Source organism: Pseudomonas sp. D1-36 (genome assembly GCF_051132205.1).
Lineage (GTDB): Bacteria > Pseudomonadota > Gammaproteobacteria > Pseudomonadales > Pseudomonadaceae > Aquipseudomonas.
Map to the genome: position 1 here is coordinate 4746907 of NZ_CP071674.1, position 14561 is coordinate 4761467.

The window sequence follows — 14561 nt, forward strand, 5'->3', positions numbered from 1 at the left end:
GTAACAGGTCGGCGCGGATGTGCGCCTCATGATCTGCCGAGTGGGTCTGCTTCTGGCAGTCCCTCTACAGCGGACTTTGGATTCTTCTGTTTCGCCCTCTGCAAGTCAAGTCGTCAATGTGCTTTATTGAAGTAAGCACATGAGAACGCAAGAAAAAACCTTTAAACGGCTACTCTGTTAGCTTCGATTGCGCAACCCAGGACAAGGAAACAGCATGCGAATGATGTTATTGATGGCCAGCCTGTTGGTGGGCCTGAGCCCGATGAGCATGGCCGGCCAGATCTTCAAGTGGGTCGATGCCCAAGGCGTGACCCATTTCGGGGCCCAGCCGCCCGAGGGCGTCCAAGCGACCACCGTGGGCAAATCCGCGACGCCCGCCCCCAAACCTGCGGCACCAGCTTCAGGAGGAGTCATTGGAGACCAGAAAACCATCGATCAGCAGGTAAAACAGCAGGTTGCTGAACAGGAAGCTCAACTCAAGGCGTTTTGCGAACAGGCACGGACAAACCTGGCGCAGCTGCAGAACAACCCTAGGGTACGGGAAGAGGTGGAAGGCGAAATGCGCCGGCTTACCGACGAAGAGCGGCGCCAGCGCATCGATGAAACCCGTGCGCAGATCGACGAGAACTGCCAGTGAGTACCGTCAGCTGACGTCGGCGATCAGCTGGTCGAATTGTGCCAGCAGTCGCTGCAACTCGGTCCCCTGCCCTGGCCGTTGGGCATAGACCATTTCAGCCATGGCCAGAATACCCGAGGCGTTGGGCAGCGGCAGGTCGTTTTCCAGGATGGCTTTCATGCGCGGAAGAAAGATCCATTGCAGCCACTGCTCGAAATCCAGGGTGTCGACGGCGAACGGCTCGACACTGGCCAGCGCCTCGGCCGAAGGCGAAACATCACTCCACCAGCCCTGGACCCGCAGCTCTCGCTCGATCAGCAGTAGCTGATCGGCAATCTTGGGAAACCGAACATCCATCAGAGCGAAACCTTGGCTTTCTGGCGGGCCAATGCCGCGCCTGCCGAATCGCCTTGCTTCTCGCGAGCCTGGGCGATCAATTCCCACAGGCTCGCCTGGAGCGCCGGGCGACCGCTGGAGAATGTCAGGCCGCGACGAGCCAGTTGTTCGGCTTGCGGCGCATCGCCCTGGGCCATGCGTACCTGGGCCAGACGATAAAGAACCTGCGGCTCACGCGGCGCAACACGCTGGGCTCGCTCGAGGCTCGAGGAAGCGCCGTTGAGATCCCCTCCCGCCTGCTGCTGTTGCGCCGTGGTCAACAGGGCCAATACCGGTCCGTCCAGTTGCTCATCGGCGGACAAGCCACCGGAACTGGCCGATGGGGTACTGCTCGGCGTCGATGGCATGCTGTAGCTGCCCTGGTTGATCGGCGAGGTTTCGATAGGTCCAGGCGTGATCGGGCCCGGCGTGATCGGCGTGCTGCTGATCGGTGCCGACGTGGTGGCGCCACCTCCCGGCACCATTACCACCACGCCGGTGTCCCCTTGGGGAATCGCCTGCGCCTGGCCTTGTACTGGCCGTTTGACCGTCGTCTGACGGAAACCACCGTTGGCCGAGACTCGCTCGCTATTGGAAACGGCCGTACCGGAGTCGACGACCGGAATCGAACCGCGCTGTACGGTGGAACAGCCACTGAGCAAAGCCACGGCGGTTACCGCTGGAATCAACCACTTGTTCACTTGAAACCCTCTTTGCTTAATTCATCCAGTCCTTGACCCAATCCATCACCGATTCGGCGGGATTCTGACCACCACAGGCTGCACCGGGTGGCGGTTCGCTGCCGCGAATATACGGCATCTGCACAGCGCCCGGGCAGTTGGCATCGGAGCCTTGCCCAGTGCGCGAATCGACCCAGGCCTGGACGATGTTGTCGGGTTGCGGCATGTCCAGAGGCAGCGGATCGGCCTTGCGCATGAAACTGGTCCAGACCTGCAACGCACCGGTGGCGCCAGTGAACGGCGTCTTGCCATTGTCGTCACGGCCAAGCCAGACAACCGCCAGCAAGTCCTGGCTGAATCCGGCGAACCAGCTGTCGCGCGAATCGTTACTCGTACCGGTCTTGCCCGCCAGGGTCAACGTCCGTGGGAGTACGTTATAGACCGAACTGCCAGTGCCTTCGCGCATGACTCGTTGCATGGCGCTCTGGATCAGATAAATAGAAGCCGGGTCGAAGCGTTGCTGAATCTGGAACGGATAACGCTTGAGCGGCTCGCCATCGGCGGTCAACACGCTGCGGATCCCGCGCATCGGTGTGTTGAAGCCACCATTGGCAAGGGTCTGGTACATGGCCGCCACTTCGATCGGAGCCAGGCCACCGGCGCCCAACAGCATCGATGGGAAGGCCGGGAATTCGCGGTTCACTCCCAGGCGCGCCAAGGTCTTGAGCACATTCGGCACGCCGACTTCCAGCCCGAGGCGGGCCGTCGATAGGTTGTAGGAATGCGCCAGGCCTTGGTACAGGAACACCGTGCCGTGGGGACGACGATCATAGTTCTGCGGCGTCCAGACCTGCCCGTCCGCGCCCTTGACCGAGAACGACTCATCGGACAGCCAACTGGTGAGCGTGTACTGGCTTGGCTTTTCCAAAGCAGTGAGATAAACCGCCGGTTTGATCAGCGAGCCGATCGGTCGCACCGCGTCCAACGCCCGGTTGAATCCTGCGAAACTGGCCTGGCGGCTGCCGATCATCGCCTGGACTTCCCCGGTTTCAGGGTTGGTCACCACCATAGCCGCTTCGACTTCGTCGGAACCCTTGCGCCCCGCCAGTCGCTTGAAAGTGTCATTGACCGAGGCCTCGGCCTTCATCTGCAGGATCGGGTCGAAACTGGTGAAGATCCGCAGGCCTTCTTCGGTCAAGTCTTCGTCGCGGTAGTCTTCTCGCAGTTGACGCTTGACCAGGTCCATGAAGCCAGGGAACGAGCTGTCCGCCAAGCTGCCACGCTTGGTCACGCCCAGCGGCATCTTTTTCGCCGCCTCGACTTGTTCCGCCGTTGCCACGCCCTGCTGCTGCAACAGATCGAGCACCAGGTTGCGGCGCTCAAGCGCACGCTCCGGATTACGACGCGGGTTGTAGGAAGACGGCCCCTTGACCATGCCCACCAACAACGCCACCTGGTGCAGCTTGAGTTCGGACAGTGGCTGGCTGAAGAAGAACTGGCTGGCCAGGCCGAAACCGTGCACCGCGCGCTGGCCGTCTTGCCCGACGAAGACCTCGTTGAGGTACGCCTCCAGGATCTCCTGCTTGTCGTAGTGCAGCTCCAGCAGCAACGCCATCATGGCTTCAGTCAACTTGCGGGTCAGGCTGCGCTCGTTGGTCAGGTAGAAGTTCTTGACCAACTGCTGGGTCAAGGTACTTCCGCCCTGGCGCATGTGCCCCGAAGAAGTATTGACCCAGACGGCACGGGCGATCGACTTGGGCGAGACGCCGAAGTGATGGTAGAAATCACGGTCCTCGACGGCAATCAGCGTATCGAGCAGGAACGGTGGCACCTGGTCGATCTTGATCAGGATCCGGTCTTCGAGGTTCTTGGGGTATAGGCCGCCAATCAACAGCGGCTCAAGACGCACCACGGACAGCTTGGCATTGTTGGCACCGGTCAGCGCGGCTACATAGTCGCCGGAAAACCGCACCCGCACCGGTTGCGCCTGCTCCATGCCTTCATAGAACTGGAAACCGCGGGTGTTGAGGTCGATGGTATTGCCGTTCACCGACGCCGCCCCGGGACCATTGGCGACGCTTTCGCGGCGATAACCCAAGGCATCGAGCTCAGTCAGGAAATCATCCTTGCTCAGCTTTTGTCCGACGAACAGCTCCAACGGCCGCGCGTAGACCTTGGCCGGGATGGTCCAGCGCTTGCCGGAGAACTTCTCCTGGACGATGGCATCGAGGTAGACGGCAAAACCGGCAAGCACGACAAGGCCTACCAGGCTCAGTTTAAGGGCCCAGCCCAACCAGGGCCGCAGGCGGCTGGCGGGTGGTTTCTTGGGGGTGCGGGGGGATCGGGTACGAGTCATGGCGGCGGATTATACGCACTTTGTCGAGGTTCAACATGAGTCCGCCAAGGTTTGCGTTAGCGCCGCTTGCGGCCATAATGACCGCCTTGAATTTTCCAGTCTCTGAAGGATCGCCCGTGAGCCAATCACTGATCGCTGCCCTGCAAAACCCAGCCCTCTACCCGCATCCCATCGAAGGGTTCCAGGTCATCGAAACCCACATCTCCTGGGTGTTGCTCACCGGCCCCTACGCTTACAAATTCAAGAAACCGGTCAATTTCGGCTTCCTCGACTTCACCAGCCTCGACGCACGCAAGCATTTCTGCGGCGAAGAACTGCGCCTGAACCAACGCCTGACCCAGGACCTTTACCTGGAAGTCTTGCCGATCACTGGCAGTGCCCAAGCGCCACAACTGGGCGGCGACGGCCCGGCTATCGAATACGCCTTGAAAATGCGCCAGTTCCCCCAAAGTGAACTGCTCAGCACGCTGCAGGCCAATGGCGAACTGACCACCGCGCACATCGATGAAATGGCCGCGCAGATCGCCCAGTTCCACCTCACCACGCCAAAAGTGCCTGCCGACAATGCGGCGGGCACACCAGACAGCGTCATGGCGCCGGTGCGGCAGAATTTCGAACAGATCCGTCCATTCCTCAACGACAAGGCTGACCTGCTGCAACTCGAGGCTCTCCAGGCCTGGGCGGAGACCAGCTTCGAGCGGCTCAAGCCGTTGTTTACCCAACGCAAGGCCGACGGTTTCATTCGCGAATGCCACGGCGACATCCATCTGGGCAACGCCACGGTGATCGACGGCAAAGTGGTGATCTTCGACTGCATCGAATTCAACGAGCCATTCCGTTTCACCGATGTCTACGCCGACACCGGGTTCTTGGCGATGGACCTTGAAGACCGCGGCCTCAAGTCCCTGGCGCGACGCTTCGTCAGCCAATACCTGGAGCTGACCGGCGATTACGATGGCCTGGAATTGCTGAACTTCTACAAGGCCTATCGTGCCCTGGTCCGCGCCAAGGTCGCGCTGTTCAGCATGCCCGCCGAAGCCGATCCGGTGCAGCGCGCCACGACCCTGCGTCAATACCGCAACTACGCCAACCTGGCGGAAAGCTACAGCACGATTCCTTCGCGCTTCCTGGCCATCACCCATGGCGTGTCCGCCGTTGGCAAAAGCCACGTAGCGATGCGCCTGGTGGAAGCGCTTGGCGCGATTCGCCTGCGCTCGGACGTGGAACGCAAGCGCCTGTTCGGTGAACAGCAAGTGCCGAACGATCCACAGGCCGGCATCTATAGCAGCGATGCCAGCAGCGCCACGTACGCCCGGCTGCATGAGGTCGCCGATGCGATCCTCCACGCCGGGTTCCCCGTGGTGATCGATGCCACCTACCTCAAGCATGACCAGCGCGACGCCGCGGCCAAGATTGCCGAAGGCACGGGCGCGCCGTTCCTGATTCTGGATTGCGAGGCGCCGCAAGCAGTGATCGAGAGCCGGCTCGCCCAGCGCCAAGCCGACCAGAAGGATCCTTCCGATGCCAACCTGACCGTCATCGCCTCCCAGCAGGCCAGCCGGGAAGCATTGACGCCGGCAGAAATCCTTTGCAGCAAACGGGTTCAAACCAACGAAAGCGGCACGCTGGATGTCGTGGTGGCGCAGATCCGCCAGCGCTTGCCGGGCCTGTAGAAACTATTTCGGCCGTGAAGCGACGCCCGGCTTCACGGCCGCCAAATAGTGGCACTATACTGGCGTCATAAAACCATCAGGTGATATGCCATGAGCCACCCAAAGCTTCTCGATACCCCGCTTTATGCCTTGTTGCGCAAAGATGACGTCGCCGGGTTTAACGCCGAACGACCTCAAGGTCCTATCGACATGCGCGGCGGCGATTTTCGTGGCCTCGACCTGCGGGAACTGAACGCCGACGACGTGGATTTCACGGATGCCTACTTCCGTTCCACCGATTTGCGCGGCATCGATTTTCGCAAGTCGTCACTGGAAGGCGCGAGCCTGGCTCATGCGCAGATCTCCGGCACCTACTTTCCACCCGAGCTATCTGCCGACGAGATCCTGATGTCGATGAATTTCGGCACTCGCCTGCGCTATCGCACCCGCTGAAACGACGGCACCCGTGGTTGCGGCACCATCACTCTCCAGCGCCCCTGCCTGCGCTGGACGATGCGCATTTCCTTGTTTCCTCAACCATCGTGCGTAATGCATTAGAAGCTTTTGCGTCGATTCCGATCAAAGAATCACGCTTTTCCTGCTGAACGCTACACTCCTGAAAAGCTTGCCCACTGCACCAGTCGGCCGTCGCAAGGAGGCTCGATGAATGATGAACTGCAACACCTGAAGAATCTGGGCAAGACATCAGCCCAGTGGCTGCACGCCGTGGGCATCCACAGCGCCTCGGATCTGCGCCGGCTCGGCGCAGTAGACGCCTATCGCGCCGTACGCACTCGCGGGTTTCGCGCTTCCAAAGTGCTGCTGTATGCCATCGAAGGCGCGCTGATGGACATGCATTGGAACGATATCCCCCCGGAACGCAAGGAAGCCCTCAACAAACAGTTGGATGCCATTTCGGCGCGGCACAAAGCCTGAAACCCTTTTTTCTCGCGTCCGACCCGCTCACGCCAAGAAACTTCGGGCAATCGGGAAAGAATGTTTGACTTGGTAATGAGAATCGCTATGATTACCACATCCGGTCGCGAGACTGGTCGATATTTGAAAAGCCCTTGGTTCGGACTCTCAGATATCTCCTCATCAGGCTAATCACGGTTATTTGACCCGGCTTTTGCCGGGTCTTTTTTTGCCTGGAGAATCACTTCGCGTCGCCTGAACGCATTTGCGCGCAGTAATCCTGCGGCGGCATTGCCGGGGTGTACCACACGTAATCCGCCATGGCCGGTGTCACATTGCTGCCCTCTTCAGCCAACATCAGCACCGACGGCGCATCGTGGGCCCCCAGATCCAGCGCATGCAGCGGCACGCCAACGTCCTTGCGGCCATGCCAGGCGCCCGCGAACAACAACGCCGGCGCGGGAGCCTCAAGCAATCGTTCGGCCATGCGCCGGTCACGCTGCTGCTGCACAGCTAGCATCGCGGGCATTTGCGACTCTGGCAGGAGTCCGCAGTGGGACTCACGGATCTGCTCCAGCAGCACGCCCTTCACAGCATCCGAATTGGAACGAATGCCCTGCAACACAGGCGCTTGACGATAAATCCGTTGGATCTGCGCGCTGTCTAGATTGGCCGCCAGCACGGGATAGGATTGCATCAGGGCGAACTCGACCATGGGCCCGTAGAGGCTCCAGTCCCAACCTGGCGACCAGTCCAACGCGCCGGGCAGATCCCTTGGCAAGGCAGACAACTGGCGAACCGCGTCGACCCGTGGTTGTTGCTGGGGCGTCAACATCTCCAGTAACAGGCTGCCTTGGGCCCGTCGCTCGGCCAAGGCCTGGAGCAGCCAACGCTGCAATTCATGGTGATCGCGATTGTCATGTTGCTCTCCAACCACGACTCGCTGGGCACCCGCCAAACGCTTGACCAATGCCTGGGCCGTGATCGATTGGCCGGTGTGCAAATCACGAATCCGTCCACCAAGCGGAGGGGGCTCGACAGTTTGACAGGCCGTCAACACAGCCAATGCCAGCATCAGGATCAAGCGCATATCGGTATTCTCCAGCCAGACTCAGCGGGCAATGATCAACGGATGGCCGCGCTCCGGATGGGACTGCACCAGCACGTCCAGGCCAAACACCGCCTTGAGGGGCTCCGGGCGCAGCACTTGCTGGGGCGAATCCAGGGCCACCGACCTGCCGGACGCCAGCAGCAACAGGCGATCACAGTAACGCGCCGCCAGGTTCAGGTCATGCAGGATCACCAGCACCGCCGCGCCACGACCGGAAAATTCACGCACCGCTTGCAGAATGGTGTGCTGATGCAGCGGATCGAGCATGGAAGTGGGTTCGTCCAGCAGCAGGATCTGTCCCGCCTCGCCCGGCCACAATTGCGCCAGTACCCGGGCCAGATGGACCCGCTGTCGCTCACCGCCGGACAAGCTCAGGTAATTGCGACCTTGCAAATGTGCGGCGTCCGCAGCCCGCAGCGCCAATTCGACAATTTGCCCGTCACGTATCCGGCCGCTCTGGTGGGGCAGCCGCCCGAGGCCGACGACTTCTTCAACACGGAATGCGAAATCCAAGGTCGAGGTCTGCGGCAATACCGCCAGGCGACGGGCGCGCTCGCTGCCTTCCCACTGGGCCAGTGGCCGATCATCGAGCCAGACCTCTCCCTGTGCCGGACGCATTTCTCCACACAAACCGGCGAGCAGCGTACTTTTGCCCGCCCCATTGGGACCCAGCACACCCAGCACTTCGCCCGGAGTGAGCTGCAGATCAATATCCGCCAATACGGTTTTGTGGCCCCGGCGAATGTACAGGTTCTGCGCTCGTAACATCAGGCGCGCCCCCGCAACAAAAGATAAAGGAAAAACGGCGCGCCGATGAAGGCCGTGACGATGCCGATCGGCAGCTCAGCCGGGGCCAGCGCCAGACGCGCGACCAAATCGGCGAGCAGCAACAGGCTCGCCCCCGCCAGCACCGATGCCGGCAACAGGACGCGGTGGTCCGGCCCCGCCATCAACCGTACCAGGTGCGGCACCACCAGCCCGACAAAGCCGATCATGCCCGCCGCCGCGACGGCAGCCCCGACGCCCAAGGCGGTGCAGAACACCAACTCTCGCTTGAGCCGTTCGACGTCGATGCCCAGATGGGCGGCTTCCGATTCGCCGAGCAGCAAGGCGTTAAGCGCCCGGGCGCGACGCGGCAGCCAGATCGCGACGCCGACGCTGACCAGCAACAACGGCCACAACCGGCCGTAGCTGGCACCGTTTAGGCTCCCCAGGTTCCAGAACGTCAGGGTGCGCAAGGTCGCATCGTCCGCCAGGTAAGTGAACAAGCCGACCGCGGAACCGGAGAGCGCGGTCAAGGCAATGCCAGCCAAGAGCATGGTGGCGACATGCGTCTGGCCGTTGCGCCGGCCGAGGCGATAGACCAGCGCCGTGACTCCAAGCCCGCCGAGAAACGCACACAACGACAACACGTAGGGTCCCAACGCTTCGGGCACCCCGCCCAGCGCCGAGCCGGCGACGATGGCAAACGCGGCACCCAACGCCGCGCCACTGGACACGCCCACCAACCCCGGGTCGGCCAGCGGGTTACGAAACAATCCTTGCATCGCCACGCCGGACAGCGCCAACACTCCCCCCACCATCAGTCCCAGCAACGTGCGCGGCAGACGAATCTGGCCAAGGATCAGCTCGGCCTGCTCCAGGCCATCGGCGGCCACCGGCAAACCCAACAGGCGCAGGGCGGCCCGCAAGGTATCGAATAAGGGCAAGCTCACCGGCCCCAACGCCAGGGACAGCCAGGTCGCCAGCAGACACAGCAGGCCCAGCCCAATAAACAACGTGCGCGGCTTGACCAGCGCCGTCATGGCACCTGGGCCGGATAGAACGCATTGGTCAGCTTCACCAGGCTTTGCGGCAAACGTGGGCTTAGTCCGCCCACCAGCAACGTTGGGTCCAGCTCCATGACGCGCCCGTCTCTGGCGGCGCGCGTCGAGGACAGGATCGGATTTTCCTTGAACAACGCCGCGCGCGCCTCTTCACCGCGCAAGGCACGATCGGCGAAGACCAGCACTTCAGGGTTCAGGCTGGCCAGGGTTTCAACGGAGAACGGTTTGTAACCGCTGTGGGTCGCCAGGTTGTGGCCGCCGGCCTGCTGCAGTAGCCAATCAGCGGCGGTGTCCTTGCCCGCGACCAGCGGCTTGCCGCCAGCGCTGCCCACCAACAGCAATACACCAGGCGCCTTTTGCTTGAGCCGGGCTTCATCCACCCTGACGCTATGCCGGGAAAGACTCTGTTGATAATCCTCGAACAATTCTCTAGCCCTGGACTCGGCTCCCAACAACTGACCCAGGTGACGCAGATTGTCCTGGAGCGCCGCCAGGCTTGGCGCCGCAGAGAACAGTTCGACCTGCACCCCGGCGTTGCGAATCTGCGCCAAAACCGGAGGCGGCCCCATTTCTTCGGTACCCACCAGAATCTGCGGACGCAGGCTCAGCACGCCCTCCGCCGATAGCTGCCGCTGATAACCGATACTGGGCAACGCTCGCAGCGATTCGGGATGCTGGCTGGTCGTGTCCACGCCCACCAGTTTCGATTCACCACCCAGCGCGCCGACCCACTCGGACAAGGCGCCGCCGGCGCTCACCCAGCGCTGCGCAAGATCGGCCGCCAACGCTCCCTGGCAGGCCAGCAAGACGATACAGAGCGCAGCAACGCGGACATTCAGGCGCATCGGGCAGCTTCCTCGAAGAAGTTTTCCACAGGGTCGGGCTTGGACAAGTATCCTCGACACCACCTGCGAAGGAGGCGCCATTTGATAATTGTTTTCATTTGACCGTCAAGCATGGCACTCGACAACATAGCCTTCAACGAGCCCGTCCTTATGACACCTAGAGACTCACATGAAATTTCTTTGTAGCACCGCCGAGCTGCCTGAAAGCGGCAGTCGCGGTTTCGACGTGGATGGGCGCAAGCTCCTGGCCGTGCGGCGCGCAGGCCAGGCGTATGTCTATCTCAACCGCTGCCCGCACCGCGGCGTGCCGCTGGAATGGCAACCCGACCAGTTTCTCGATACCAGCGCCAGCCTCATCCAGTGCGCGACCCACGGCGCGCTGTTCCTGATCGAAAGCGGTGAGTGCGTCGCCGGCCCTTGCGCGGGGCAATTCCTGGCGGCGCTAGATAGCCGGGAGGACGATCAAGGCATTTGGGTCGAGCTGTAGTGGCTCAAGCAACACCGGCAGCGGACGATCGACCCACATCTGCTCCGGCGTCAGCATGGCGCCATATGCCAACACTTCCACCCCGGCGGCCACGGCCTCGCGCAACGCCGCGGCGTACACCGGGTCGATTTCGTGCGCCGGCCGCACCGCATCGATGCCGCTCAGGTTCACGCAATACAACTGCACCGCGCGCACGCCCTCCCGCGCCAGGCAAGCCAGCTCTCGCAGGTGCTTGGCGCCACGCAGGGTTACCGCATCGGGGAACGCCGCGACATTCGTCCCGTCGAAACCCAGCGTGACGCTTTTCACCTCGACCCAGGCCGAGCTGCGATCCGCGTAGTCGAGCCGAAAATCGATGCGGCTGTTCTCGACGCCATAGGCCACTTCCCGCTTGAGCCCTATGAACCCGTTCAGCTCACTGATGACACCGGCGCGCAGCGCTTCCTCGATCAACCCATTGGCCCGCGCGGTGTTGATACAGGCCAAGCGCCCCTGAGGGGTTTCGCCTATTTCCCAAGTGCCCGGCAACTTGCGTTTGGGGTCGTTGGAGCGACTGAACCAGACGCGCGCGCCCTCGGCCATGCAATTGAGCATCGAGCCGGTGTTGGGACAATGAATTGTCAACAGTTCGCCATGAACGGTCTCGATATCGGCGAGAAAACGTTTGTAACGTCGAATCAACCGTCCTTCTTCCAAGGCAGGGGAAAAGAGCATCAGCCTTGCCAGCTCCGCAGTCCGCGTTCGATTCGCTCCACCGCTTCTTGCAGCCGCGGCAGGCTTTGGGTGTAGGCGAAACGCACGTGATGACCGGCCTGATGACGACCGAAATCGAGCCCCGGCGTGAACGCCACGTGTTCGGTTTCCAGGAAGTGCTGGCAGAACGCGAAGGCATCTGCGCCGAAAGCGCTGATATCTGCATAAAGGTAGAACGCCCCTTGGGGCTCCACTGCGATGCCGAACCCCAGCTCACGCAACGCTGGCAGGAGAAAGTCACGACGCAGCGCGAACTCGGCGCGCCGTTGTTCGAAAATCGCAATGGTCGCCGGCTCGAAACAGGCCAAGGCCGCGTACTGGGCCATGCTTGGCGCACTGATGTAGAGGTTTTGCGCGAGCTTTTCCAACTCAGCGACGGCCGCCGAAGGCGCCACCAGCCAGCCCAGCCGCCAGCCGGTCATGCCGAAATATTTGGAAAAGCTATTAAGGACGAACGCATCGTCATCGACTTCCAGCACGCTGGCGGCGTCGGTGCCGTAGGTCAGGCCGTGATAGATCTCGTCGACGACCAGGTGCCCGTTGTGGGCCTTGATCGCCTTGGACAATCCCGCCAATTCATCCCGGCTGAGAATCGTCCCGGTCGGGTTGGCCGGGGAAGCCACCAGGGCACCGACGCTGTCCTGGTCCCAATGGCGATCCACCAGGTCCGGCGTCAACTGATAACGCACGTCCGGCCCCACGGGCACCAATTGTGCCGCGCCTTCGATCAGCCGCAGGAAATGACGGTTGCAGGGGTAGCCTGGATCGGCCAATAGCCAATGTTTACCAGGGTCCACCAGCAGAGCACTGGCCAGCAACAACGCGCCGGAGCCGCCCGGAGTAACCAGGACGCGCCGGGGATCGATCTCCACGCCGTAGCGCTGCGCGTAGAAACCGGCGATGGCTTCGCGCAGCTCGGGAATGCCCCGGGCCGCGGTGTAGCGGGTCTTGCCGGCGGCCAGGGCAGCCTGGCCGGCCTGGATGACCGGCTCGGCGGTGGTGAAGTCCGGCTCGCCGATTTCCAGGTGAATGACATCGTTCCCGGCGGCCTGCAGTTCGTTGGCGCGCGCCAGCAGGGCCATGACATGGAATGGTTCGATGGCACGGCTGCGTGCACTGTAGGGCTGGGCCATTGGGCCGTCCTTCACGAAAAAAGAACCGATTCTACCCAACTCGGGAACGGGTGCGGGAACGAGCGCAAATCTAAAACGGTCCTAGCGCTAGCTGGAAATGACTCCAGCGTTAAACCCAGACTTGACTAAAATCAAGCATTGAGCAGGTTTGCAACACCACCGAACCGGACCCGATCATGTTTTACGGGCCCCAGCCGCGCCAGGCTCGACAACCGGGAGTAGCGCAGGCTGATTTGATCTGGTAAGTTCGCCCGCTTGCAGCCGCAGGGCCGGCAGGTGTCGGTGATGGAGCAATCCTGCGTAGTGGATTACAAGAGTAGAGGCGGTCCATTCATGCCCACCCAAGCAAAGCAGAATCAAAATCAGTCGCTCAGCGGGTTTGAGCCGTATGTCGCGAAAGAGGGCGAAGAGTACATGGGCGCCCCCATGCGCGCGCACTTCACCAAGATCCTGAACAAGTGGAAACAGGACTTGATGCAGGAAGTCGACCGCACGGTTGACCATATGAAGGACGACGCTGCTAACTTCCCCGACCCGGCCGACCGTGCCAGCCAGGAAGAAGAATTCAGCCTTGAACTGCGCGCTCGCGACCGTGAACGCAAGCTGATCAAGAAAATCGACAAGACGCTGCAACTGATCGAAGACGAAGAATACGGCTGGTGCGAGTCCTGCGGCGTCGAGATTGGCGTCAAGCGACTGGAGGCACGTCCGACCGCCGACATGTGCGTCGACTGCAAGACCCTCGCGGAAATCAAGGAAAAACAGGTCGGCAAATAATCGCCGGGGCTGTCATCGAAACGGAGCGTTCATACGCTCCGTTTTTTGTTTGCGAGGCTCCCACGCCCTCAGTTCTTGTGGGAATTATGCTCCGTCATCAAGATTTGCACTCCTTTTGCCCGGACCCCGTAAAATTCGCTCTATGACTGACTACACCGGACGCTTCGCCCCCACCCCCAGCGGCCACTTGCATTTCGGCTCGCTGGTCGCCGCCCTGGCGTCGTACCTCGACGCCCGGGCCGTGGGCGGACGCTGGTTGTTGCGCATGGAAGACCTCGACCCGCCCCGGGAAGAGCCCGGCGCGCAGGCGGCAATTCTCAAGGCGCTGGAAAGCTACGGCTTTGAATGGGATGGTGAAATGGTGCGCCAGAGCGACCGCCACGCCGCCTACCAGCAGGTCATCGATCGCTTGTTCAACCAAGGCCTCGCCTACGCCTGCACCTGTTCGCGCAAGCAACTGGAACCCTATCAGGGCATTTATCCGGGACTGTGCCGCAACGCAGGTCACAACATCGAAGACGCCGCCATCCGCCTGCGCGTCCCCGAACTTGAATACCATTTCGTCGATCGGGTCCAAGGCGTATTCCGCCAGCACCTGGGCCGCGAGGCCGGCGACTTTGTGATTCGTCGCCGCGACGGGCTGTATGCCTACCAATTGGCAGTGGTCCTGGACGACGCCTGGCAGGGTGTCACCGATGTAGTCCGAGGCGCCGACCTGCTGGATTCCACGCCGCGCCAGCTATACCTGCAAGAACTGCTTGGGTTGCCACAACCGCGCTATCTGCACGTGCCACTGATTACCCAGCCGGACGGGCACAAACTCGGCAAATCCTATCGTTCACCACCCTTGACGGCCGATCAGGCAACGCCTCTGCTGTTGAGAGCGCTGCGCGCACTGGGCCAGCAACCGGCATCGGAGTTGGTCGATGCCAGCCCACGGGAGTTGCTGGCCTGGGGCATTCGCCACTGGGATGCGGGAAAGATCCCACGCACACTGTCCCTGCCCGAAGCGCAAATACAGTGACGGCCCTTGCA

Annotated in this window: 16 protein-coding genes; 7 read left to right on the top strand and 9 right to left on the bottom strand. The window is 61.7% G+C overall.

The annotated features are described in order from the left end of the window. Positions 1 to 214 precede the first annotated feature (214 nt). Complete coding sequence (locus J3P76_RS21240) at positions 215 to 637, top strand: DUF4124 domain-containing protein (RefSeq protein WP_434675383.1); 423 nt, start codon at positions 215 to 217, stop codon at positions 635 to 637. Between the two features lie 6 nt (positions 638 to 643). Here the strand turns inward: J3P76_RS21240 and J3P76_RS21245 are convergent, their stop codons facing one another. The 3 genes from J3P76_RS21245 to mrcB are packed head-to-tail and all read right to left on the bottom strand — an operon-like array spanning position 644 to position 4027. Continuing rightward, on the bottom strand, positions 644 to 973 hold the full coding sequence (locus J3P76_RS21245; RefSeq protein WP_434701208.1) for a YqcC family protein: 330 nt from the start codon (positions 971 to 973) through the stop codon (positions 644 to 646). Next, entirely contained in the window at positions 973 to 1692 is a 720-nt protein-coding gene (locus J3P76_RS21250; RefSeq protein WP_434675385.1) for a tetratricopeptide repeat protein, read from the bottom strand. Before J3P76_RS21250 ends, J3P76_RS21245 begins: the two co-directional genes overlap by 1 nt. Positions 1693 to 1708: 16 nt before the next feature. After that, a complete protein-coding gene (gene mrcB / locus J3P76_RS21255) occupies positions 1709 to 4027 on the bottom strand; it encodes a penicillin-binding protein 1B (RefSeq protein ID WP_420767593.1) in 2319 nt (772 codons plus the stop codon). Positions 4028 to 4143: 116 nt separating this feature from the next. Between mrcB and J3P76_RS21260 the strand changes: the two genes are divergently transcribed. From J3P76_RS21260 to J3P76_RS21270, 3 genes are all read left to right on the top strand, one after another. After that, positions 4144 to 5700 carry an AAA family ATPase gene (locus J3P76_RS21260; protein ID WP_434701209.1) on the top strand — a complete coding sequence of 519 codons (1557 nt, stop codon included), beginning with the start codon at positions 4144 to 4146 and terminating at the stop codon, positions 5698 to 5700. A gap of 90 nt (positions 5701 to 5790) precedes the next feature. Beyond that, on the top strand, positions 5791 to 6132 hold the full coding sequence (locus J3P76_RS21265) for a pentapeptide repeat-containing protein (protein WP_420767595.1): 342 nt from the start codon (positions 5791 to 5793) through the stop codon (positions 6130 to 6132). Positions 6133 to 6342: 210 nt separating this feature from the next. Continuing rightward, positions 6343 to 6615: a TfoX/Sxy family protein gene (locus J3P76_RS21270; RefSeq protein ID WP_420767596.1), complete on the top strand. Its 273-nt coding sequence runs from the start codon at positions 6343 to 6345 to the stop codon at positions 6613 to 6615. A 220-nt stretch (positions 6616 to 6835) separates the two neighbouring features. Here J3P76_RS21270 and J3P76_RS21275 read toward each other — a convergent pair whose 3' ends face one another. The 4 genes from J3P76_RS21275 to J3P76_RS21290 are packed head-to-tail and all read right to left on the bottom strand — an operon-like array spanning position 6836 to position 10376. After that, positions 6836 to 7684, bottom strand: a complete 849-nt coding sequence (locus J3P76_RS21275; RefSeq protein WP_434701210.1) for a ChaN family lipoprotein — start codon at positions 7682 to 7684, stop codon at positions 6836 to 6838. Between the two features lie 21 nt (positions 7685 to 7705). Continuing rightward, the gene (locus J3P76_RS21280; protein WP_434701211.1) at positions 7706 to 8473 is read right to left on the bottom strand and encodes a heme ABC transporter ATP-binding protein; all 768 of its coding nucleotides are present in this window, start codon (positions 8471 to 8473) and stop codon (positions 7706 to 7708) included. Beyond that, positions 8473 to 9456, bottom strand: a complete 984-nt coding sequence (locus J3P76_RS21285) for a FecCD family ABC transporter permease (RefSeq protein ID WP_420767662.1) — start codon at positions 9454 to 9456, stop codon at positions 8473 to 8475. The genes J3P76_RS21280 and J3P76_RS21285 overlap by 1 nt, the downstream gene beginning before the upstream one ends. A 50-nt stretch (positions 9457 to 9506) precedes the next feature. Next, positions 9507 to 10376: a heme/hemin ABC transporter substrate-binding protein gene (locus J3P76_RS21290; protein ID WP_420767599.1), complete on the bottom strand. Its 870-nt coding sequence runs from the start codon at positions 10374 to 10376 to the stop codon at positions 9507 to 9509. 169 nt (positions 10377 to 10545) lie between these two features. On the opposite strand from J3P76_RS21290, the gene J3P76_RS21295 reads away from it, so the two are divergent. Next, on the top strand, positions 10546 to 10863 hold the full coding sequence (locus J3P76_RS21295; RefSeq protein ID WP_434609531.1) for a Rieske (2Fe-2S) protein: 318 nt from the start codon (positions 10546 to 10548) through the stop codon (positions 10861 to 10863). Here the strand turns inward: J3P76_RS21295 and sfsA are convergent. Both sfsA and J3P76_RS21305 read right to left on the bottom strand, forming a co-directional pair. Further along, on the bottom strand, positions 10819 to 11577 hold the full coding sequence (sfsA, locus tag J3P76_RS21300) for a DNA/RNA nuclease SfsA (RefSeq protein WP_434649999.1): 759 nt from the start codon (positions 11575 to 11577) through the stop codon (positions 10819 to 10821). The genes J3P76_RS21295 and sfsA overlap by 45 nt on opposite strands. Beyond that, on the bottom strand, positions 11577 to 12749 hold the full coding sequence (locus J3P76_RS21305; RefSeq protein ID WP_434701212.1) for a pyridoxal phosphate-dependent aminotransferase: 1173 nt from the start codon (positions 12747 to 12749) through the stop codon (positions 11577 to 11579). Before J3P76_RS21305 ends, sfsA begins: the two co-directional genes overlap by 1 nt. 333 nt (positions 12750 to 13082) lie before the next feature. On the opposite strand from J3P76_RS21305, the gene dksA reads away from it, so the two are divergent. Both dksA and gluQRS read left to right on the top strand, forming a co-directional pair. Next, complete coding sequence (dksA, locus tag J3P76_RS21310; RefSeq protein WP_420767603.1) at positions 13083 to 13526, top strand: RNA polymerase-binding protein DksA; 444 nt, start codon at positions 13083 to 13085, stop codon at positions 13524 to 13526. A 142-nt stretch (positions 13527 to 13668) separates the two neighbouring features. Next, positions 13669 to 14550, top strand: a complete 882-nt coding sequence (gluQRS, locus tag J3P76_RS21315; RefSeq protein ID WP_434701213.1) for a tRNA glutamyl-Q(34) synthetase GluQRS — start codon at positions 13669 to 13671, stop codon at positions 14548 to 14550. The last annotated feature ends 11 nt before the right edge of the window (positions 14551 to 14561 follow it).